The organism is Flavonifractor plautii ATCC 29863 (assembly GCF_000239295.1).
In the GTDB taxonomy this organism is placed as follows: domain Bacteria; phylum Bacillota; class Clostridia; order Oscillospirales; family Oscillospiraceae; genus Flavonifractor; species Flavonifractor plautii.
The window spans coordinates 16,237-35,072 of record NZ_JH417801.1 but is presented as its reverse complement, the minus strand read 5'-3'; the positions used below and the strand labels follow the sequence as shown (position 1 = coordinate 35,072).

The 18,836-nt window shown below is 65.1% G+C and carries 15 protein-coding genes, 1 tRNA gene and 1 pseudogene; 7 read left to right on the top strand and 10 right to left on the bottom strand.

Translation table 11 applies throughout. The annotated features are described in order from the left end of the window. Positions 1-192: 192 nt before the first annotated feature. From HMPREF0372_RS11575 to HMPREF0372_RS11565, 3 genes are all read right to left on the bottom strand, one after another. Positions 193-1,551 (bottom strand): MATE family efflux transporter, encoded by a 1,359-nt coding sequence (locus HMPREF0372_RS11575; protein WP_007492549.1) that lies wholly within the window; start codon positions 1,549-1,551, stop codon positions 193-195. Between the two features lie 110 nt (positions 1,552-1,661). Next, positions 1,662-2,312 carry an NlpC/P60 family protein gene (locus HMPREF0372_RS11570; protein WP_007492548.1) on the bottom strand — a complete coding sequence of 217 codons (651 nt, stop codon included), beginning with the start codon at positions 2,310-2,312 and terminating at the stop codon, positions 1,662-1,664. Then, complete coding sequence (locus tag HMPREF0372_RS11565; RefSeq protein ID WP_007492546.1) at positions 2,299-2,736, bottom strand: metal-dependent transcriptional regulator; 438 nt, start codon at positions 2,734-2,736, stop codon at positions 2,299-2,301. The genes HMPREF0372_RS11570 and HMPREF0372_RS11565 overlap by 14 nt, the downstream gene beginning before the upstream one ends. 105 nt (positions 2,737-2,841) lie before the next feature. Here HMPREF0372_RS11565 and HMPREF0372_RS11560 point away from each other — a divergent pair, with 105 nt between their 5' ends. Both HMPREF0372_RS11560 and HMPREF0372_RS11555 read left to right on the top strand, forming a co-directional pair. Next, on the top strand, positions 2,842-3,084 hold the full coding sequence (locus HMPREF0372_RS11560) for a FeoA family protein (protein ID WP_007492544.1): 243 nt from the start codon (positions 2,842-2,844) through the stop codon (positions 3,082-3,084). Beyond that, positions 3,075-4,697, top strand: a complete 1,623-nt coding sequence (locus HMPREF0372_RS11555) for a ferrous iron transporter B (protein WP_007492543.1) — start codon at positions 3,075-3,077, stop codon at positions 4,695-4,697. Before HMPREF0372_RS11560 ends, HMPREF0372_RS11555 begins: the two co-directional genes overlap by 10 nt. A gap of 4 nt (positions 4,698-4,701) precedes the next feature. On the opposite strand, the gene HMPREF0372_RS11550 is transcribed toward HMPREF0372_RS11555, so the two are convergent. Both HMPREF0372_RS11550 and HMPREF0372_RS11545 read right to left on the bottom strand, forming a co-directional pair. Continuing rightward, positions 4,702-5,985: a cation:proton antiporter gene (locus HMPREF0372_RS11550; protein WP_009260263.1), complete on the bottom strand. Its 1,284-nt coding sequence runs from the start codon at positions 5,983-5,985 to the stop codon at positions 4,702-4,704. An 85-nt stretch (positions 5,986-6,070) separates the two neighbouring features. After that, positions 6,071-6,640, bottom strand: coding sequence for a TetR-like C-terminal domain-containing protein (locus HMPREF0372_RS11545; RefSeq protein ID WP_225123305.1), 570 nt, complete (start codon positions 6,638-6,640; stop codon positions 6,071-6,073). 118 nt (positions 6,641-6,758) lie between these two features. Here HMPREF0372_RS11545 and HMPREF0372_RS11540 point away from each other — a divergent pair, with 118 nt between their 5' ends. Beyond that, entirely contained in the window at positions 6,759-7,007 is a 249-nt protein-coding gene (locus HMPREF0372_RS11540) for a TIGR03905 family TSCPD domain-containing protein (protein ID WP_007492537.1), read from the top strand. Positions 7,008-7,063: 56 nt separating this feature from the next. Here the strand turns inward: HMPREF0372_RS11540 and HMPREF0372_RS11535 are convergent, their stop codons facing one another. Further along, positions 7,064-9,955, bottom strand: a complete 2,892-nt coding sequence (locus HMPREF0372_RS11535; protein WP_007492535.1) for a M56 family metallopeptidase — start codon at positions 9,953-9,955, stop codon at positions 7,064-7,066. Next, complete coding sequence (locus HMPREF0372_RS11530; protein ID WP_007492533.1) at positions 9,952-10,317, bottom strand: BlaI/MecI/CopY family transcriptional regulator; 366 nt, start codon at positions 10,315-10,317, stop codon at positions 9,952-9,954. The genes HMPREF0372_RS11535 and HMPREF0372_RS11530 overlap by 4 nt, the downstream gene beginning before the upstream one ends. Positions 10,318-10,453: 136 nt before the next feature. Between HMPREF0372_RS11530 and HMPREF0372_RS11525 the strand changes: the two genes are divergently transcribed. The 4 genes and pseudogenes from HMPREF0372_RS11525 (at position 10,454) to HMPREF0372_RS11510 (ending at position 14,820) form a co-directional block, all read left to right on the top strand. After that, entirely contained in the window at positions 10,454-11,743 is a 1,290-nt protein-coding gene (locus HMPREF0372_RS11525) for a recombinase family protein (protein WP_007492531.1), read from the top strand. A 20-nt stretch (positions 11,744-11,763) separates the two neighbouring features. Further along, positions 11,764-12,504: pseudogene (locus tag HMPREF0372_RS11520) on the top strand (nucleoside recognition domain-containing protein); the annotation flags it as partial. A 124-nt stretch (positions 12,505-12,628) separates the two neighbouring features. Further along, positions 12,629-14,674 carry a serine hydrolase domain-containing protein gene (locus tag HMPREF0372_RS11515; protein ID WP_039997335.1) on the top strand — a complete coding sequence of 682 codons (2,046 nt, stop codon included), beginning with the start codon at positions 12,629-12,631 and terminating at the stop codon, positions 14,672-14,674. A gap of 69 nt (positions 14,675-14,743) precedes the next feature. Then, positions 14,744-14,820 (top strand) — tRNA-Arg (locus HMPREF0372_RS11510). 476 nt (positions 14,821-15,296) lie between these two features. On the opposite strand, the gene HMPREF0372_RS11505 is transcribed toward HMPREF0372_RS11510, so the two are convergent. The 3 genes from HMPREF0372_RS11505 to HMPREF0372_RS11495 all read right to left on the bottom strand — a co-directional run bounded on the left by HMPREF0372_RS11505 (position 15,297) and on the right by HMPREF0372_RS11495 (position 18,784). Further along, positions 15,297-16,598 carry an FAD-dependent oxidoreductase gene (locus HMPREF0372_RS11505; RefSeq protein ID WP_007492523.1) on the bottom strand — a complete coding sequence of 434 codons (1,302 nt, stop codon included), beginning with the start codon at positions 16,596-16,598 and terminating at the stop codon, positions 15,297-15,299. 190 nt (positions 16,599-16,788) lie between these two features. Then, positions 16,789-17,190, bottom strand: coding sequence for a hypothetical protein (locus HMPREF0372_RS20700; RefSeq protein ID WP_226908005.1), 402 nt, complete (start codon positions 17,188-17,190; stop codon positions 16,789-16,791). Positions 17,191-17,803: 613 nt separating this feature from the next. Beyond that, complete coding sequence (locus HMPREF0372_RS11495; RefSeq protein WP_007492517.1) at positions 17,804-18,784, bottom strand: carbohydrate kinase family protein; 981 nt, start codon at positions 18,782-18,784, stop codon at positions 17,804-17,806. Positions 18,785-18,836 lie beyond the last annotated feature (52 nt).

Here is an 18,836-nt window from a genome sequence, read left to right as displayed (position 1 = left end):
GCCGGGCGGTGCCTGCCGCAGCAGACCTCTGTAGGGGCCGATGCCCACATCGGCCCGCACCTCCGGGCCACTGGCCAGCTCCGGGCGGGTGTGGGCACCCGCCCCTACGTCCAAGCGCCGCAGAATAGCCTGCTGGAAACGGAACCCCGGAAAGGTAGGGGCGGCCCCTGTATGCGGGAGACGGCGGGGCGCTTACTCCAGAGGGAGGATCACCCTGCGGTAGATACGCCGCAGGAAGATCACACAGAGGGCCAGAGAGGCCAGCTCCGCGATAGGAAAGGCCCACCAGACGGCGGTGACGCTGCCGCTGAGGGACAGGAAGAACGCCGCGGGCAGGAGGATCAGGAGCTGACGGACAATAGAGATCATCATGCTCAGCAGGCCATTGCCCAGGGCCTGGAAGGTGGAGGAGCAGATGATGCTGAAGCCCGCGAAGACAAAACACAGGCTGATGATGCGCAGGGCGGGCACACCGATGGCCAGCATGTCGGCGGACGCCTCAAACAAGCCGAGAATATCCGCCGGGAAGAGCTGAATGACCACCAGTCCCACCAGCATGATGGCCACGGCCAGGAGGGCACTGAATTTCACCGTGTCCACCAGGCGTTTACGCTTACGGGCGCCGTAGTTGTAGGAGACGATGGGCACCATGCCGTTGTTGAGGCCGAACACCGGCATGAACACGAAGCTCTGGAGCTTGAAATACACGTTGAACACGGCCACGGCGGTGGACGAGAAGGCGAACAGGATCTGGTTCATACCGAAGGTCATCACCGAGCCGATGGAGTTGAGAATGATGGACGGCGCGCCCACGGAGTAGATGTTTCGGATCACCGGGCCGTTGGGGCGGAAGCCCCGGAGGGTTGGGTGGATATCGTGGTTGCAGGTGAGGTTGAACAGCACCGCCAGGACGGCCGCCACGATCTGGCCCAGGACGGTGGCTGCGGCAGCCCCCGCCACCTCCATGCGGGGGAAGGGGCCCAGGCCGAAGATGAGCACCGGGTCCATGATGATGTTGATGATGGCCCCGGTGCCCTGGGTGATCATGGTGTAGAAGGTGCGCCCGGTGGCCTGGAGCAGCCGTTCGAACATAATTTCCAGGAACAGCCCGAAGGACAGGCCGCCGCAGATGCGCATATAGGCGGTGCCGGAGGAGACGATATCGGGGATATCGGTCTGTACAGCGATGAAGGGGTGGGCCAGGGTGAGCCCGGCCACCGTAAAGACCAGCGTGGAGAGCACCGCCAAAAACACGCCGTTTTCCGCCGCGCGGTTGGCGGCATCATAGTTCTTCTCCCCCAGGCTGCGGGAGAGGAAGGCGTTCACACCTACGCCGGTGCCCACGCCCACGGCGATCATCAAATTCTGAAAAGGGAACACCATGCCCACTGCCGTCAGGGCGTTCTCGCTGAGCTTGGCCACGAAATAGCTGTCCACCACGTTGTAGAGCGCCTGCACCAGCATGGCGATCATCATAGGCAGAGACATGGAGAGCACCAGCCGCCGGACCGGCATGGTGCCCATTTTGTTTTCCCGCAGTTCTTCTGACATAACCGACCTCCAAACACCAAAACAGGGCCGCAGCAAACTGCTGCGGCCAAATAAAAGTGATTGGTTTTATTTTACTGGAATTGCGGCGGTTCGTCAATCCTTTTGTGGAATCAGGGCGTTTTTTCAAACAAGGAGGGGCGGCCCAGGTCGGTAAAGCCCGCGGCCTTGGCGTCGGAGGAGCACACCACGCCCCCCAGGGAGTAGGAACAGTGGAGTACCAGAAGCCCTCCGTCCTCTCCCCGGCCAGCCACGATCCCCACATGGGACAGGTCGGGATAGAAGGCCAGATCGCCGGGGAGGGCGTCGGCCCAGTCCACCGGGGCGCACAGGGCCCGCTGGGCCCGCACGCCGTTGCCCACGGCGGCAAAGGCGGCGGGGTCTCCGGCGGCGTTGACGGCGCACCAGGATACGAAGCCGGAGCAGTCCAACCCAAAAGGCAGGCTCTCCCCGCTGGTGCTGCTGCCCGGGGCCGTGACCACTGCCGGGACGCCCCAGCGCGCGTCCCACCCCACCGCGTCCGACTTGCCGCCCCAGAAGTAGCCCACCCGCCCCACCAGGGCGGCCCCGCTCTCCACAAAGGCCCGGCGCAGGGGGGACAGCTCCGCCGGAAGGGCGGCGGCGATGCGCTCCCCCACCTCGCCCTGGGGCAGCGGCGTGGGGACGGATGGGACCGGAGTACGGAGGAGCAGCCCCGCCAGCACCCCGGTCAGCAGCAGAAGGACGGACAGGTGGGGCCGGATGGAGCCGCTACCCCTCCCCATGCTCCAGCCGCTCCAGCAGGCCCTCCAGATTGCGCACGGTGCCCTCGTTTAAATAGTGCTCCACCTGCTCCACCAGCTCCAGCTCGTCCGTGGAGCCGTTGAGCATACAGAAAAAGCGGTGGAGCACCTCGTGCCGGTGGAGCAGCCAGCGCCCCACCGACCACCCCTTCTCTGTGGGCTGGATCAGGCCGTACTTTTCAAAGGCCACCAGCCCCAGCGCGCGGAGCTGATACACCATCTTGGAGGCCGAGGAGGGACGCACGTTGAGCCCCTCCGCCAGCAGGCCGATGCGCGCACAGCCGTCTGCCTCCGCCTGGCGGCAGATCATCTCCAAATAATCCTCCATCGCCCCCGTAAGGGCGTGTTGACTGCGCATCTGATAGCCCTTCTGGGTGTAAAAATCCGGTTTTCCCTCCTGGGACATGCACACACGCCTCCCGTCCTCCGGCACCCTTTCGGGGCCGCGGCAATAGGATAGAGCACGGAAACAAAGTTTCCTCAAGCTAATGTATGTAAGGAGACCGGCGATATGAATCCATCTTCTTTGAACAGCCTCCGCGTGGGCCAGAGCGCCCGCGTCAGCCATATTGAGGCCGAGCCCGCCATGCGCCGCCGCCTGCTGGACATCGGCCTGATCCCCGGCACCCGGGTGACCTGTACGGCGGTGAGTCCCGCCGGCGATCCGGCGGCCTACCTGATCCGCGGCGCCGTCATCGCCCTGCGGGGCCGTGACGCCGGGGGCGTGTACCTGGGGGACGCCCTATGGGACTGACCAGCACCTCCACCGGCGCCGGGGCGGCGGACACCGCCCTGGTGCTCCGGCGTGAGCGGCCCGATGACCGCATCGTGGCCCTGGCGGGCAATCCCAACGTGGGCAAGTCCACCGTGTTCAACGCCCATACCGGCCTGCGCCAGCACACCGGCAACTGGCCGGGCAAGACAGTGACCAGCGCCCAGGGCCGCTGTGAGCGGGGCGGCCGGGGCTATGTGCTGGTGGACCTCCCCGGCACCTACTCCCTCATGGCCCACTCCGCCGAGGAGGAGGTGGCCAGGGACTTCCTTTGCTTCGGCGGCGCGGACGGGGCGGTGGTGGTGTGCGACGCCACCTGCCTGGAGCGCAACCTGAATCTGGTACTCCAGACCCTGGAGCTCCAGCCCCGCACCGTGGTGTGCGTCAACCTCCTGGACGAGGCGGAGCGCAAGGGTGTCCGGGTGGAGCTGGAGGGGCTGTCCCGCCGTCTGGGGGTGCCCGTGGTGGGCGCCGCCGCCGGCCGGGGGGAAGGGCTGGAGGCGCTGATGGCGGCGGTAGAGGGGGTGATCTCCGCCCCGGAGCCGCCTACCCCTGTTCCGGTGCGCTACCCGCCCCCGGTGGAGTTTGCCGTGGCCTCCCTTCGGCCCCTGCTGGAGCCCCGCCTGAGGGGCCGCCTCCCCGCCCGCTGGACGGCCCTGCGCCTGCTGGAGGGGGACGGGGCCTTTCTGGACCGGCTTTCCGCCGCTCTGGAGTGGGACCCCCGGGCGGACGCCGCCCTGTGGGGGGCGGTCGAGGAGGCCCGCGCCGATCTGGAGCGGCAGGGCCTGGGTGGCGGCGCCTGGTGCGAGCGGGTGGTGTCCGCTCTGGTGGAGACCGCCGAGGCCATCGGCGCGGCCTCCGTCACCCAGCTCCGGTCCGCCGCCGGGCGGCGGGAGCAGCGGCTGGACCGGCTGCTTACCTCCCACGCCACCGGCATCCCCCTGATGCTGCTCCTTCTGGCCGGGGTGCTGTGGCTCACCATCACCGGGGCCAACTACCCCTCCCAGCTCCTGTCCGACGGCCTGTTCTGGGTGCAGGACCGGCTGAGCGACCTGTTTGCCTACTTAAACGCCCCGGCGTGGCTCCACGGCGCCCTGGTTCTGGGTGTCTACCGGGTGCTGGCCTGGGTGGTGAGCGTCATGCTGCCCCCCATGGCCATCTTCTTTCCCCTGTTTACCCTGCTGGAGGACTTCGGCTACCTCCCCCGGGTGGCCTTTGTCCTGGATCACGCCTTTCAGCGGGCCAAGGCCTGCGGCAAGCAGGCCCTGACCATGTGCATGGGCTTTGGCTGCAATGCCGCCGGGGTGGTGGGCTGCCGGATCATCGACTCCCCCCGGGAGCGGCTCATCGCCATTCTGACCAACAACTTCGTGCCCTGCAACGGGCGATTCCCGCCACCGGAGAAAGGGCAAATCGCCCCGCCCGGCCAGCAGGGCCTCCAGGGCCTCCCGCCGGGCGGCGGCGTCGGCCGGGACGGCCAGGTGGATTTCAACGTGTCTCGGGTGATTGCTGCGCATATACCTCGCCTCCTGTTCCACAAGGCTATGCTCCTGGGTGGAAAAAAAGAGCGGCGCGGGCAGCGCCCGCGCCGTTAAACGGTTATTTTTTCCTGGCGGATTGCTTCAGGTTCTCGTGATCCTCCAGCAGAGCCTGGGAGGCCAGGTCGAAGGCGGCGGCGTCCTCGTAGGCGTTGACCAGCTCGCTCTCCTGCAGATCGCTGTAGTCGTGCTCTTTGCCGCGGTAGACCAGCTTGAGCAGGACTGGGGTGAGGATGGTGGTGGCGATGACCATCAGCACCACCGGGCCGAAGAACTCCTCCTTCATCAGTCCGGCGGCAATGCCGTTGTTGGCCACGATCAGGGCCACCTCGCCGCGGGAGATCATGCCCACGCCGATGCGCAGGGCGTCCTGGTTGGAGTAGCGGCACAGCTTGGCGCCCAGTCCGCACCCCACCACCTTGGACACCACGGCCCAGAGCACCAGCAGCACGGCGAAAAGCAGGATGGTGGTGCTCATCTCAGGCAGGACCACCTTCAGGCCGATGCTGGCGAAGAAGATGGGGGACAGCAGGGCGTAGGACAGGGTATCGAAGCGGTCCTGGAGGTAGGCCACCCGGCAGGTGTTGGCGAAGATCAGGCCCGCGATGTAGGCGCCGGTGATATCAGCCACGCCGAAGACCGCCTCGGCAAAGAAGGAGTAGAGCAGGCAGAAGGCGAAGGAGAGCACCACAAAGCGGCGCTTGTCCCGGCTGTACCGGCGGAACCACCAGTCCACGAACCGGTGCATGACCATCCATACCACCACGCTGACGGCGAAGAAGGCGGCGATCTTCCCCAGCACCACCCACACGTTGGCGCCACCACCGCCCAGGCTGGTGATGACGGTCAGGCCGATGATGCCCAACACATCGTCGATGATGGCCGCGCCCAGAATGGCACTGCCCGAGCGGGTGGAGAGCCGTCCGATCTCCTTCAGGGTTTCCACCGTGATACTCACCGAGGTGGCGGTGAGCACCACACCGATAAACACATTCTGGAGAAAGGCATCCGGCCCCCGGTTAAAGGCGGCAGCCAGGGCAAAGCCTCCCGCCAGAGGGACCAGCACGCCGATGAGGGCGATGACAAAGGCCGCCTTTCCCGACCGCTTGAGCTCGCCCAGATCGGTCTCCAGTCCGGCGTTGAACATGAGTACGATGACGCCCAGCTCGGCCAGTTGGTCCATCAGGGTTGTCTCTTGCAGCACTCCCAGCATGGCCGGCCCCAACAGCAGGCCCGCCAGCAGCGCACCCACTACCTGAGGCAGGGCAAACCGCTTGGTGAGGATGCCCAGCACCTTGGTGCTCAAGAGAATGACCGCGATTTCAAAGAGAAAATGATAATCCATGAACATTACCCCTCCCTGGGTGTGGAATCACCGGGGCGCGAAAAAGGGAGACCGCCCGTGCGGTCCCCCGTCGCGCTCTCAAGACTCAAGACACCGGCTCCCCGGCCGAAAACTTCTCCGCCGCCCGGCGGAATTCGCCCTCCAGCAGGCGGTCAAGCCGGCCCACGATCTCCTCCGGCTCCTCCCTCATATCGTCGGAGAGCCAGCCCATCATCATGCCGGCAATGGCGTACATGTAGAAATCAGCGAGGAAATCCAGCTCCCGCTCCGGCAGGGGCAGGTCCCGTGCACTCTCCGCCAAAGTGGAGGCGGTGATGGCACGGGCCAGGCTGAAAAAGTGGCAGTCCAGGTGGTCCCGTCCGCTGGAGCGGTATACGTGATAGATGGCCAGATGGTTGTCCTGCACATAGCGGAAGGCGGCCCGCAGGGCGTCCTGCCAGCAATCCGCCCCCCGCAGCGCCTCTGAAGTCTCATGCTCCAGAAACCAGCGCAGCAGGTCGTAGATGTCCTGAAAGTGGTAGTAGAAGGTCTGGCGGTTGACCTCGCACTCCTCTACCAGCTCTTTGACGGTGATATCATCCAAAAATTTCTTTTGCAGCAGCTTCTTCAATGCGTTCGCCAAGGCCAGCTTGGTGCTCGGGGCCAATCGCCTCACCTCCCACCGGGATTCCATAGAAGCCTACTAGGTCACATTATAGCACAGGGAGGATGGGAATTGCAATCCTATCCAAAGTATGCTATGATGGGCCGAGCAACAAAAAGGAGAGACCGTTATGATCATTGATTATCAGCCCCGGGGCGTCTGTTCCCGCCGTATGACGCTGGAGGTGGAGGAGGGCGTGATCCGCTCCATCCGCATCCAGGGCGGGTGCGACGGTAACCTGCAGGGCATCTCCCGCCTAGTGGAAGGGATGGAGGTGTCCGAGGCCATCCGCCGCCTGGACGGCATTCGCTGCGGCGGGAAGCCCACTTCCTGCCCGGATCAGTTGGCCCAGGCGCTGAAGCAGTACAAGGGGGAGTAAGAGACACCGGGACGCATGGCGTCCCGGTGTCTCTGCGTCTGGGGGAGCCGGTGAAGCTAGGCAATCTCCTGGTACGTCAGCTCTGCCGGGTTCAGGGAGAGCGTCTGGCCATCGTAGCGTACCGCCCCTGTGAGCTCTCCGATATCATTGAGGCCCCTGTCATCGGTCACGCCCAGGAAGATCCGGAGCCCGTCTCCCTCTGTTCCGAAATATACCTGACTGCCCACATACCGGCCAGCAGGCAGGCCCAGCTCCGCCGCGGCCACATCGTCGGCATCCAGCATCCCGCCCAGAGTAAGGGCCCGGCCGTCCTGTTCAAAAACGTACAGAGACCAGACATTCACCCCGGTGCCAGTGCCCGTACAGAGCATCGCCGCCAGCTCGTCGGCCCCGTCCCCGTCGTAGTCCCCCAGGGCAAGCTGGGCGGGTACGGCCTGGGGCCCGGTGTCATAGCTCAGGCTGGGGAAGCAGGCCAGCACGCCGTCCCACGCCACCAGCAGACCGTCCAGGCCGGTGGCCTTCGGGTTGAGGCCATAGAGGGCGATCCCGTTTTCCGGCAGCTCCCCAAGCAGGCGGACGGCGTCGGTCTGCCAGCCGCTGGCGTCCGCTGGCAGAGCCAATCGCTCCCAGGTCTCCCCCCGGTCCCCGCTGTATAGCACCGCATTGGAGAGGCTGTTGGAGCTGTAGCCGGTGAGCAGCATCAGGACATCCGAGCCGCTGGCGCACATGGAGGACAGCTCCCACTCTCCCGCCAGGGGGAGGGTGATCTCCTCCCAGGTGAGGCCGCCGTCAGTGGTGCGGAAGATGGGCGCGTCGTTGAAATAGCTCTGACCCAGGAAGCCAGTGTAGCTGTCGATGAAATAGGTGTAGGAGGGGTACCACATCATCCGGGCCGGGTCGGGCCGCCCAGTTTCCTGCCAGGTGCGCCCCCCGTCGCGGGTGCGGTAGACGTAGGTATCCGCGCCCCCTACGCCGTGGCCGATGGCGAACACGAACCAGCCGTTGAGGCCGTCGCTCATGCCGCCGGTGCCGCTCAGAAGACCCTCCAGGCTCTCCGCCTCGTCCCGGCCCGCCAAGTCCTGTCCGGCCCACTCGGCGGGCACGGGGACCAGGGTGTCCAGCTCCGTCCACTCCGTATCGCCGGGGTAGCGGATGCGCAGGCCCTCGTCATCCCACTCCGGCCGTGGGGTATAGGCGTAGAGCGTGAAAGCGCGGCTCTCGGTTGTGCCGTCGGCCCAGGTGTAGGTCAGGGTATAATGCTGGGTCTGGTCGGAGGAAGCGCCCGGGGCGCGACCGCCCAAATATTCCAGGCGGACACCGATGGAGCCGCCCCCGCCGCTGGACAGGCTCTCGCCCCCCTGACCCGTGGAGCCACCGTCCGCTCCCTGTCCCGCCAGGGCATAGGAGACCACGTTGTCCGGGCTGGTGATATGCAGAAAAGAGCCCATAGCCGCCGTGGCGGAGGCGTCCCCGTCCAGGTCGACACGGGTATCCCCCGCCACCACCACCGGCTCGGTGAGGGGGCCAGGGGGCACCGAAGGCAGATTGAGGCGGAATGCGTACTCCAGCTCGTGGGTGCGGATTCCCTCCTGCCAGGTGCAGGAGAGGACGTACAGCCGGGTCTCCATGCCCGCGCCCGGGGCATCCTCCCGGCTCTCCAGCCGGAGCAGCCAGCCATTGCCCGCCCCATAGGGGGAAAGTCCTACCTCCCGGGGCCAGACAGCCTGTCCGTTCTCCACCAGGTATTCCGTCATCGTCCACCGGCTGGGAAATGCCCCATTGTCCAGATAGAGGCTCACCCACGGTCTGGGCGTGGAGGCGGTGCGCTCTGTCTCCGGCAGCTCCTCCGGCCAGGTTGCCGCCTCCGGCACGCCCATGTTGACCACCGTCTCACCCCCTGCGCCGCCGGGGCCATCCTGCTCCATCTGTATCCGCAGGGTGGGATACTGGCCGTTCACAGTGGGATCGGGGAAGGGTGGGTCATTGAGCAGCAGCAGCCCCAGCGCGACCGCCAGCACAAACAGCACCGCCGCCATCCAGGGGGCGGCGGGCTTCCACTTCAGGGCCCTCCGTATGCGGTCCTTCACCCCCGTCTCCCCAAAGCCGGGGGGCAGCAGGGGCCCCCGGTTGGGCGAGGCCAGGGCCAGCAGGGCGGCGGAGTACTCCCGCGGGCTACCGCAGGCGCTGCCGAGCACCTTCTCATCGCACGCCACCTCCAGATCCCGGCCCAGCAATACCCAGGACAGCCACAGCATGGGATTGAACCAGTGCAGCCCTGCCAGGAGAAAGTACACGGCCTTATACCGGTGGTGCCCCAGCTTGATGTGGGCCCGCTCGTGGAGCAGTACCCACCGCAGGGTTTCCCCCTCCACCCCGGCGGGAACGTACACACGGGGGGTAAAGAACCCGAACACGAAGGCGGTGGGGATGCGGTCGCTCTCCCACCACCAGCCCATCTGCGCAGAGCCCCGCCAAACGGCGGTGGCCAGCCGCCGCCGCAGCCGCAGCCAGGCGAGGGCCATGTACCCCCACACCGCCAGCACCCCGGCCAGCCAGAGCCACGCCAGCACGTCCAGCACCGAGAGCCCCTCCGCGGCCGGGGCCGCCTCCTCCGGGGCGGGAACCGCCTCCGGGATGGCGAAGCTGGGAGCGGGCTCCGCCGGGAGCGCGGGGTCGGGCGCCGCAGGCAGGAGTACAATCTCCTCCGTCCGGGCCAGGGCCTCCGTCTGCTCCTGTACCGCCGGGGTGAGCCAGCCCAGCACGGAAAAGGGGCCGGTGACCAGTCCCACGGGGAGGAGCATGCGGACGGCCACCACCAGCCACAGGAGCTCGCAGGCCAGGGCGGGCAGGCGGAGCCGCCGGAACAGCCACCGCAGGGGCAGGGCGATGAGCACCACCCCGGCGGCCATCAGGCTCATCTGAAGCACCCTCAGAAACAGCTCAGTCATGGCCCCCCCTCGCTTTCGTCGAGCATCCGCCGCAGCTCGTCGGCCTCCTGCGGAGAGAGTTTCTTCTCCCGCAGGAAGGCGGCCACGAAGGCGGGCAGGGAACCGCCGAAGCCCCGTTCCACCACCGCCGCGCTCTCGTACTGGCGCACCTGCTCCCGCTTCACCAGCGCGGTGACGGTGGCGTGCTCGTTTTTCAGGAACCCCCGCCCGGCCAGCTTGCGGATGAGGTTGAACACCGTGGACTTTTTCCACCCCAGCTCCGCCTCGCACCGGCGGGCCAGGGCGGTGGAGTTCACCGGCTCCAGGTTCCACACCAGCTCCATCAGCCGGTACTCCGCGTCGAACAGCTTGTACTCCTCCATTGCATGCACCTCGTCACGGTTGGTTTGTTGAGAGAAACCTCTTTCTCGAGACTAGTTTATCCAAACAAACCTCCTTTGTCAAGGGGGATATTTCCACTCCCGCCGCGTACACATAGGGCGAAAGGGGGCGTGGCGGATGCGCTTTGCCATCTACAGCCGCAAGTCGGTGCTCACCGGCCGGGGGGAGTCCATCGAAAACCAGGTGGAGCTGTGCCGGAGCTATCTGGCGGCCCACTATCCCGGCGTAAGGCCGGAGGAGGTGGCGGTCTACGAGGACGAGGGTTTCTCAGGAAAGGATTTCCAGCGCCCCCAGTTCCGCCGGATGCTGGAGGACATCCGCCGGGCGCGGCCGGAGGCCCTGGTGTGCTACCGGCTGGACCGGGTGAGCCGCAGCGTGGGCGACTTTGCCGACCTCATCCGGCGTCTGGAGGGGTGGGGGGTGGCCTTCCTCTGCATCCGGGAGAAGTTCGACACCTCCACCCCCATGGGCAAGGCCATGATGTACATTGCCAGCGTCTTCGCCCAACTGGAGCGGGAGACCATCGCCCAGCGGGTCCGGGACAACATGTGCCTGCTGGCCCGGACGGGGCGGTGGCTGGGGGGCACCACCCCCACCGGCTTCCGGGCGGAGCGGACGGCGGAGGTGATCGTGGACGGCCGCGCCCGCACCGCCTGCCGGCTGGTCCCCGACCCCGCGGAGTGGGGCCGCGCCGCGGCCATCTTCCGGCTGTTTCTGGCCCGGCAGAGCCTCAGCGGCCTGTCCCGCGCCTTGGCGGAGGAGGGCATCACCGCCCGCACCGGGCGGCCCTTCTCCCTGCCCGGCCTGCGGGAGATTCTGCAAAACCCGGTGTACTGCGCCGCGGACCGCGACGCCTGGGACTACTTCGCCGCCCTGGGGGCGGATCTCTGCTTTCCCCGGGCGGACTGCGACGGCCGCCGGGGCCTGCTGGCCTACCAGAAGCGGGACTACACCGGCGGGCGCTCCCCCCGCAACCCGGTGGACAAGTGGATCATCGCCCTGGGGCGGCACCCCGCCTTGGTGTCCGGCGCGACGTGGAGGGCCGTTCAGGAGCTGCTCACCCCGGACCGGGCCCCGGCGGTGCACAACCGGCGGGCCCTGCTGTCCGGCCTGCTGTTCTGCGCCCGGTGCGGGGAGAAGCTGCTTCCCAAGGCCCGAAAGGGCGGTTCTTACGACTACATCTGCCGGGCCAAGCTGCGCCGGGGCGCGGCGGCCTGTTCCTGCCCCAACCTGTCCGGCGCGGCGGCCGATCAGGCGGCGCTGGACGCCCTCTCCGCCCAGTTTCCCCGCCTGGCCCCCCGGCTGGAGGAGCTGGCCCGGGAGGAGCAGCGCGCCGCGTGCCGCATCCTCCTCCAGCGGGCCGACTGGGACGGGGCGGACCTGGCCTTCACCCTCTGCCGCCTCTGAGTGTTTGCCCTTCCCCCGGTGGCCCATTCCCGACCCTCATTGCAATCATCACCATGTTCTTTGTGGGCACATCCGGCGGCCCCGGCCGCGGATTGCTGGCCGCCCTGCTCCTCACCGGGGTGATCCTGCTGGGGGTGTTCCTCACCTTCGGGGTATCCCGCCTCTTGTCAGGCACCCTTCTCCGCGGCGTGCCCTCCTCCTTCACCCTGGAGCTGCCCCCCTACCGGCGGCCCCGTATCGGGCAGGTGGTGGTGCGCTCGGTACTGGACCGCACCCTCTTTGTCCTGGGCCGGGCGGCGGCGGTGGCCGCCCCGGCAGGCCTGCTGATCTGGCTGTGCGCCAACGTGCAGGTGGGGGGCGACAGCATCCTCAACTGGTGCACCGGCTTCCTCGACCCCTTCGCCCGCCTGCTGGGCCTGGACGGGGTGATCCTCATGGCCTTCCTGCTGGGCTTCCCGGCCAACGAGATCGTGATTCCCATCATCATCATGGCCTACCTCTCCACCGGGAGCCTGCTGGAGTTCGACAGCCTGGACGCCCTGCGGCAGCTCCTGGTGGACCATGGCTGGACCTGGCTGACGGCGGTGTGCACCATGCTCTTTTCCCTGATGCACTGGCCCTGCTCCACCACCTGCCTGACCATCGGCAAGGAGACGAAAAGCGCCAAGTGGACCCTGCTCTCCATCGCCATCCCCACCGGCATCGGCATGGCGGTCTGCTTCCTGGTGGCCTCCGCCGCCCGCCTGCTGGGCCTGGCATGAGGGTTAAGGAAATTTTAACTGTACACCGGTGGAAAAGGGTGCTATCCTATAAAAGATGCTTGACCTTCCACTTCGTGGAAGGTGTATGGTTCTCTTGGAACCAAGCAAAAAGGAGGAATTGGACATGAAACGAATCGGTTCCCTGCTCACCGCCGGGGCCCTGGCCCTCTCCCTGGTCACGCTGCCCGCCGGCGCGGCGGAGGCCGCACCGGCGCTGGAGGAGACCGCCCAGGCCGCCGCCCAGGCCGCCCTGACGGCCGGCGGGGCCCAGAGCATCCAGTACGCCCTGTGGCAGGATGGGGAGATCATCCTCACCGGCCACGCGGGAAATTATTCCCGCACGGAGAACCGCGCCCTCACCGATGACATTCTGTACGGCGTTGGCTCGGTGAGCAAGACCTACACCGCCGCCGCCGTCCTCAAGCTGGTAGACGAGGGGAAGGTGGAGCTGGACGCCCCGGTGACCGCCTACCTGCCGGACTTCACCATGGCCGACGGGCGCTATACGGATATCACCGTGCGCATGCTCCTCAACCACTCGTCGGGCCTGCCCGGCTCCACCATCGCCAACGGCTTCCTGCTCAACGACCCGGACACCCTGGCGGCCGACACCCTGCTGGAGGAGCTGTCCAGCCAGACCCTCAAGGCCGATCCCGGCGCGTTCAGCGTCTACTGCAACGACGGCTTCACCCTGGCCGAGCTGGTGGTGGAGGCGGTCAGCGGTATGGACTTTGACGACTACGTGCGCCAGGCCATTCTGGAGCCCGCCGGGCTGGAGGACACCTGGTTCCCCGGCGAGGACTTCGACCAGAGCCTGCTGGCCAAGACCTACTACGGGGCGGACGAGACCCGCGCCCTCCCCGCCGAGACCGTGGGCGTCCACGGCACCGGCGGCATCTACGCCACCGCCTCCGATCTGGCCGCCTTCGGCGGAGCGGTGTTCTGTGAGGACGGGATTCTCAGCGCGGACGCCATTGCCGCCTCCATGGCCGACGAGTACGCCCGGGGCATTTGGCCGGAGGACACCGAGGATGTGGTCTCCTACGGCCTGGGCTGGGACAGCGTCCACTGGTACCCATTTGCCTACAGCGGCATTCAGGCCGTGACCAAGGGGGGCGACACCATTCTCTACCACGCCGGGCTGGTGGTCATCCCCGAGTATGATATGGCCGCGGCGGTGCTCTCCTCCGGCGGTGTCAGCACCTACAACGAGATGGCGGCCAGCCAGATGCTCATCGCCGCCCTGGCCGAGCAGGGGGTTGCGGTGGATCAGACACCCCACACCCTTCCCACCGCCGAGCGGGCGGAGATGCCCGCCGAGCTGATGGACTACGCCGGGCTGTACGGCGACTCCACCTCGGCGGTTATGCTCACCGTGACCGCCGACGGCGTCCTCTCCACCGGCAACGCGCCCCTGTACTACTACAGCGACGGCTCCTTCCGGGACGAGAACCAGATGGTGATGCTCAAATTCGTGGAGGAGGACAACGGCCAAACCTACCTCTGGCAGAAGGCCTATTCCTCCATCCCCGGCCTGGGGGAGCAGCCCAGCTCGTCTTACATCTACATGAAGCTCCCCGACAACCCGGTGTCCCCGGAGGCTCAGTCCGCCTGGGACGCCCGCAGCGGCAAGCTCTACCTGGCCCTGAACATGAAGTACAGCAACATCCAGTACCCCCTGGCCCTGCCGGTCGCCGCCGTGGCCACCGACCCGGCGAACATGCCCGGCTATATGGTCTTTGACCGCATCGTGGACGCCGACTGCGCCGAGGGCGTGGCCCAGATCCCCGGGCTCTACGGCCGGGACTGGCAGAATATCACCATGACGGAGCGAAACGGTGTGGAGTACCTCTCCACCTGCGGCGGGCTCTATATGGATGCCGCCGCAGCCGAGCCCCTCTTCAGCGGTGCCTCCTCTTGGTCCACCATTCAGGCCGACGGCTATGCCCGCTGGTATCAGGTGGGTTCCGCCGCCGCGGGCAAGACCATGACCGTCCAGGTGCCGGAGCACGGCGGCTTCGCCGTCTATGACGCTGCCGGCCTGCCCGTGGCCGCTTCCTGGGCCTGGGGCGACACCTCCGCCGTCCTGCCGGAGGGCGGCTGGGTGGTCTTTTCCGGCACTCCCGGCGCCCGGTTCGTGCTGAGCCTGACCGCTGACGAAGAAAAGTAAAAATTTCTCTTTACAAACGGCGCAAAGATTGCTATAATAATCTGGCACGTTGATGATCACGTGTCAGACGCGCCCGTAGCGCAATTGGATAGAGCGTCAGATTCCGGTTCTGAAGGCTGGGGGTTCGAGTCCCTTCGGGCGTACCATAAAAATAACCACACCTTTCGGTGTGGTTATTTTTATGGATACCGTGAGGACTTCACATGCCCGGCGGAAGTGAATTCCGCCTGCACCAAGGTTTTGGCCTTCGGCCAAAACACTTGCACGGCGCAAAAGCGCCGCGGGCCAGAAGGCCGCTTCAGCGAAATGCTGTATCTTTTTCGTATGCATATGCCAAAAAGCAGGCTCTCCGCTGCCGCGGAAAGCCTGCTTTTTGTATAGACTGGGTGCCGCATACGGCCAATCGGGCTTCGTGCGAGTGCTCGCCCTCTAGAGAAGGGACTCCTTGCTCGGACTTCGGGCGTACCCACCTGAATGCTCCTACTCGCTCTGAAGAACCGGAGCATTTTCGTCCGCAGTTTTTATTGGTATCCCCTCTGCCTGCGGGAATGGGATGGCACCCAGCCGTCCATTGCTACCGCACTAGGACAATATTCTTTGCAATACCGGGCAATTTTTTGCTCTAGCATGATGTCAGATCGCCTGTGGCCGGATTATCGATGCATTTTCCCTTCTTCGTAAAGCGGGAGCCATGGCATGGGCAGTCCCAGGTGTGCTCCTGGGAATTCCATTTCAGCGCGCAGCCCATATGGGGACATCGCTTGGTTGTGGGGGCCAGCAAGCCGACGGCCGCCTCAAATCCATTGACGACCAGTTGAGGGCGGAGGACTGTGCGGGAAGGCGAAAACACCTCTGCGAAAGGGTTGGTCTTCCCCTGCACAAGGTCACTCAATAGCATGGCGGATACCATAGAAGATGTCATTCCCCATTTGTTAAACCCGGTAGCTACATATAAGTTTGATGTGGAGGAGGAATAAGGGCCGATATAGGGGACGCCGTCCAAACTCATGCAGTCCTGAGTAGCCCACTGGTACTTCTCTGTAGCACCCGGATAATACCGCCGGGCAAACTCCCTCAGCTCTCTCCATGCTCCGCCCCGCTTTCCCGTGCGATGCCCGCCGCCGCCCACCAGCAGCAAATCCCGTGCGTTTCGGAATGACATCCCCTCCTGCGCCTCATCCACATACATACCGTCCACATCCGGGGCGTTTTCCAGGGCAATGACGTAGGAGCGGTGCTGATACAGCTTTAGAAAATAGCTGCCGTGTTTGTTGAGGAACGGGAAGTGTGTGGCCACGATCACCGCCTTTGCCGCCACTTTACCGCTGTCCGTCACGGCTGTCGTGCCAATCAGCTCCCGCACCGGCGTGTGCTCATAGATGTGCAGGCCCTTTGCAAGGCAGCAGACGAACTTCAGGGGATGAAACTGGGCCTGGTTGTGCACCCTGACAGCGCCAGCCACAGGAAAGGGAAGTGGAAGATGCTCCACAAAGTCCCCGTGGAAGCCCAGCCTTTCCATGGCCGACAGCTCCTGTTCCAGCTTTCTTTGCTCTTCCAACGCATAGACATAGGCATCTTTTTCCTCAAAATCACAGTCCATACCAGAACACAGCTCCCGGTATTTTTGCAGAGCCGCCTTCTGGGCGCAGAGGTACTGTCCCGCCCGGCCGATGCCGAATCTGCGCAGCAGCTTGTCATAGATAAGGCCATGCTGAATGGTAATTTTAGCGGTGGTATTCTTTGTGATACCGCCGCACACCGTTTCCGCTTCCGTCAGAACATAGGGTACTCCGGCGCCGTGCAGCAGATAGGCGCACAGGATGCCCGCCATACCGCCCCCGATAATGAGGACATCGGTGGAAATATCCCCCTTTAGGGGGGCAAAATCCCTGTGCTCTCCGGTCTGTTCCCACACTGATTTCATATGCTTTCCTCCCCAATTCATGTCTTGGGGATAGTGTTTTGCAGCCTTGGTTTTTTCATACCTGATTTAGAGAACAAGCTGATGCGTGTATCCACAGGCTCAGAAAAATGTATACAACAGAAGCAGACGGACGGCGGCCTGTTTTTTACAAGCCGCCGCCCGAAATCAGAGCGCTGCACAGAGCCGCGCTCTACTGATTGATGATTTCCGCTTTGCAGGTGGAGACAAAAGCAGGGTCGCTGCTGTTGGGCCCTACCACAACCACCATCCCAAATTCATTGCGTATAATACTTCCATTGGCCACGGTCTGCCCTCCGGCATTGATGGCGACGCCGGTTGTGCCCACCGGCAAATAGGACCGGATGGCAGCCTCACAGTCGGCATCGCATCCCGTGGGAGGTGGAACCGGTACGGGCAGATAGGTGATGGCATTGTTATAGGAGGCACTGGTAATGCGCACCGAGGCAATACGACAGATGGAGACAGCCTCCTGAGGCACCCCCTGGCTGTTGACTAGCTGGAGCAGTCCGGCATTCGGCCCGGCAGGGAGCAGCGAACCGAGGCGACCACTGCTGTTATTTCCGCTATCCATAGCGACTACCGCATTATCACTCGGATAGAGCTGGATGAGCTGCTGGAGCACATTCCGCATCTGTTGAACACAGGCGCAGCCCACCGCAGCGGCAGTTGGACCAGTGGGGCCGGTAGGACCAGCCGGCCCGGTTGCTCCAACAGGCCCCGTACTTCCTGGCGCTCCGTCTCTGCCCTGCGGCCCCGTCGGTCCGGAGGGACCCTGCGGCCCGGTAGGGCCGGTCTCACCCGCTGTCCCAGCTGGGCCTGTAGCCCCCATGGGTCCGGCCGGGCCCGTCGGCCCGGTGGCTCCAACAGGCCCCGCACTCCCTGGCGCTCCGTCTCTGCCCTGCGGCCCCGTCGGTCCCACAGCACCAGTAGGGCCCGGACTACCCGGAATGCCTTGCGGGCCCGTCGGGCCTTGCGGCCCTACCGGCCCTGGTACAGGGCAGCAGACCGGACAACACACCGCTCTTTGCACCTGCTCATCAAAATGGCCGTTCGGCCGATAAACATTCATAACAACTGGCACGACCCCTTTATAGCATAGTTGGGCACTCGCCCATATCAGCATATGCAGCGGCACCGCGCCCGGACATAGGTACTCAACAGGCAAAAACAGAATTCTGAAAGTATCAGGCGTCAAAAGCACAGCGGCCCATGGCCTGCACACAGGCCTGGATGGCGGCTGAATCCGGCATGGCAGGAATGGCGCCCTTGGCGGTTGTTGTCAGGCCGCCCGCAGCATTGGCGACACGGGTGGCGGATACCCACTCCTCCAGGGTGAGCGCCTCCAGTGCGGTCCGGCCCCGGCCTGGGATCTGCGCAAGCAGGGCGCCCCAAAAGGCGTCTCCTGCCCCTGTGGTATCCACGGCGTTTACGGGAAAGGCGGGCAGAGCCCCCTCCCCTGACGGTGTGCGGAAATACGCCCCCTCCTTGCCCCGGGTAATAAAGACCGCAGACGGTCCCATAGCCTGAAGCTTTTCGGCCCCACCAGGCAGGGTGCTCTCTCCGGTAAGCAGACACATCTCCTCTTCGCTCACCTTCAGTATATCCGTTAGCTCCAGGGCGGCACAGAGCGCGCGGCGCGCAGCTTCCACACTAGGCCAAAGGAAGGGACGGTAGTTGGGATCATAGCTGATAAGAGCCCCTGCCGCCCTGGCCCTCCGTGCGGCCCACAGGGTGGTTCCGCGGCAAGGCTCCTTGGTGAGGGAGACGGAGCCAAAGTGGAATATCCGGCATCCCTCCAACAGGGTGTCATCCACCTCCTCTGGCCGGAGCATCACATCCGCCCCTGGATCTCGATAGAAGGAGAAGGAGCGGTCTCCGTACTCATCCAATTGAACAAAGGCCAGGGTCGTGGGCACCCGGTCATCCCGGCGCAGGGCGGAGCAGTCAATACCGGCTTTCTCCATGTGCTCCTGAAGAAAGCGGCCAAAGGCATCCCGGCCCACCTTGCCCACAAAGGCGGTGCTTCTGCCCAGCTTGGATGCCATAGCCAGTACGTTGGCCGGCGCACCGCCCGGGTTCTGGCTGAACAGAGGCATTCCCATCTCATTGATGCCGGCGGGCGTAAAGTCGATCAAACTCTCGCCCAGTGCTACTATGTCATACATGTATTCACCTCATATCAGCGCGGCGGGCGGCTCCTGCCGCCCGCCCTGCCCC

Coding starts and splice junctions, on each gene's coding strand:
- HMPREF0372_RS11575 (WP_007492549.1), bottom strand. CDS start 1,551: ATGTCAGAAGAACTGCGGGAAAACAAAATGGGCACCATGCCGGTCCGG.
- HMPREF0372_RS11570 (WP_007492548.1), bottom strand. CDS start 2,312: ATGGGGAGGGGTAGCGGCTCCATCCGGCCCCACCTGTCCGTCCTTCTG.
- HMPREF0372_RS11565 (WP_007492546.1), bottom strand. CDS start 2,736: ATGTCCCAGGAGGGAAAACCGGATTTTTACACCCAGAAGGGCTATCAG.
- HMPREF0372_RS11560 (WP_007492544.1), top strand. CDS start 2,842: ATGAATCCATCTTCTTTGAACAGCCTCCGCGTGGGCCAGAGCGCCCGC.
- HMPREF0372_RS11555 (WP_007492543.1), top strand. CDS start 3,075: ATGGGACTGACCAGCACCTCCACCGGCGCCGGGGCGGCGGACACCGCC.
- HMPREF0372_RS11550 (WP_009260263.1), bottom strand. CDS start 5,985: ATGGATTATCATTTTCTCTTTGAAATCGCGGTCATTCTCTTGAGCACC.
- HMPREF0372_RS11540 (WP_007492537.1), top strand. CDS start 6,759: ATGATCATTGATTATCAGCCCCGGGGCGTCTGTTCCCGCCGTATGACG.
- HMPREF0372_RS11535 (WP_007492535.1), bottom strand. CDS start 9,955: ATGACTGAGCTGTTTCTGAGGGTGCTTCAGATGAGCCTGATGGCCGCC.
- HMPREF0372_RS11530 (WP_007492533.1), bottom strand. CDS start 10,317: ATGGAGGAGTACAAGCTGTTCGACGCGGAGTACCGGCTGATGGAGCTG.
- HMPREF0372_RS11525 (WP_007492531.1), top strand. CDS start 10,454: ATGCGCTTTGCCATCTACAGCCGCAAGTCGGTGCTCACCGGCCGGGGG.
- HMPREF0372_RS11515 (WP_039997335.1), top strand. CDS start 12,629: ATGAAACGAATCGGTTCCCTGCTCACCGCCGGGGCCCTGGCCCTCTCC.
- HMPREF0372_RS11505 (WP_007492523.1), bottom strand. CDS start 16,598: ATGAAATCAGTGTGGGAACAGACCGGAGAGCACAGGGATTTTGCCCCC.
- HMPREF0372_RS20700 (WP_226908005.1), bottom strand. CDS start 17,190: ATGGATAGCGGAAATAACAGCAGTGGTCGCCTCGGTTCGCTGCTCCCT.
- HMPREF0372_RS11495 (WP_007492517.1), bottom strand. CDS start 18,784: ATGTATGACATAGTAGCACTGGGCGAGAGTTTGATCGACTTTACGCCC.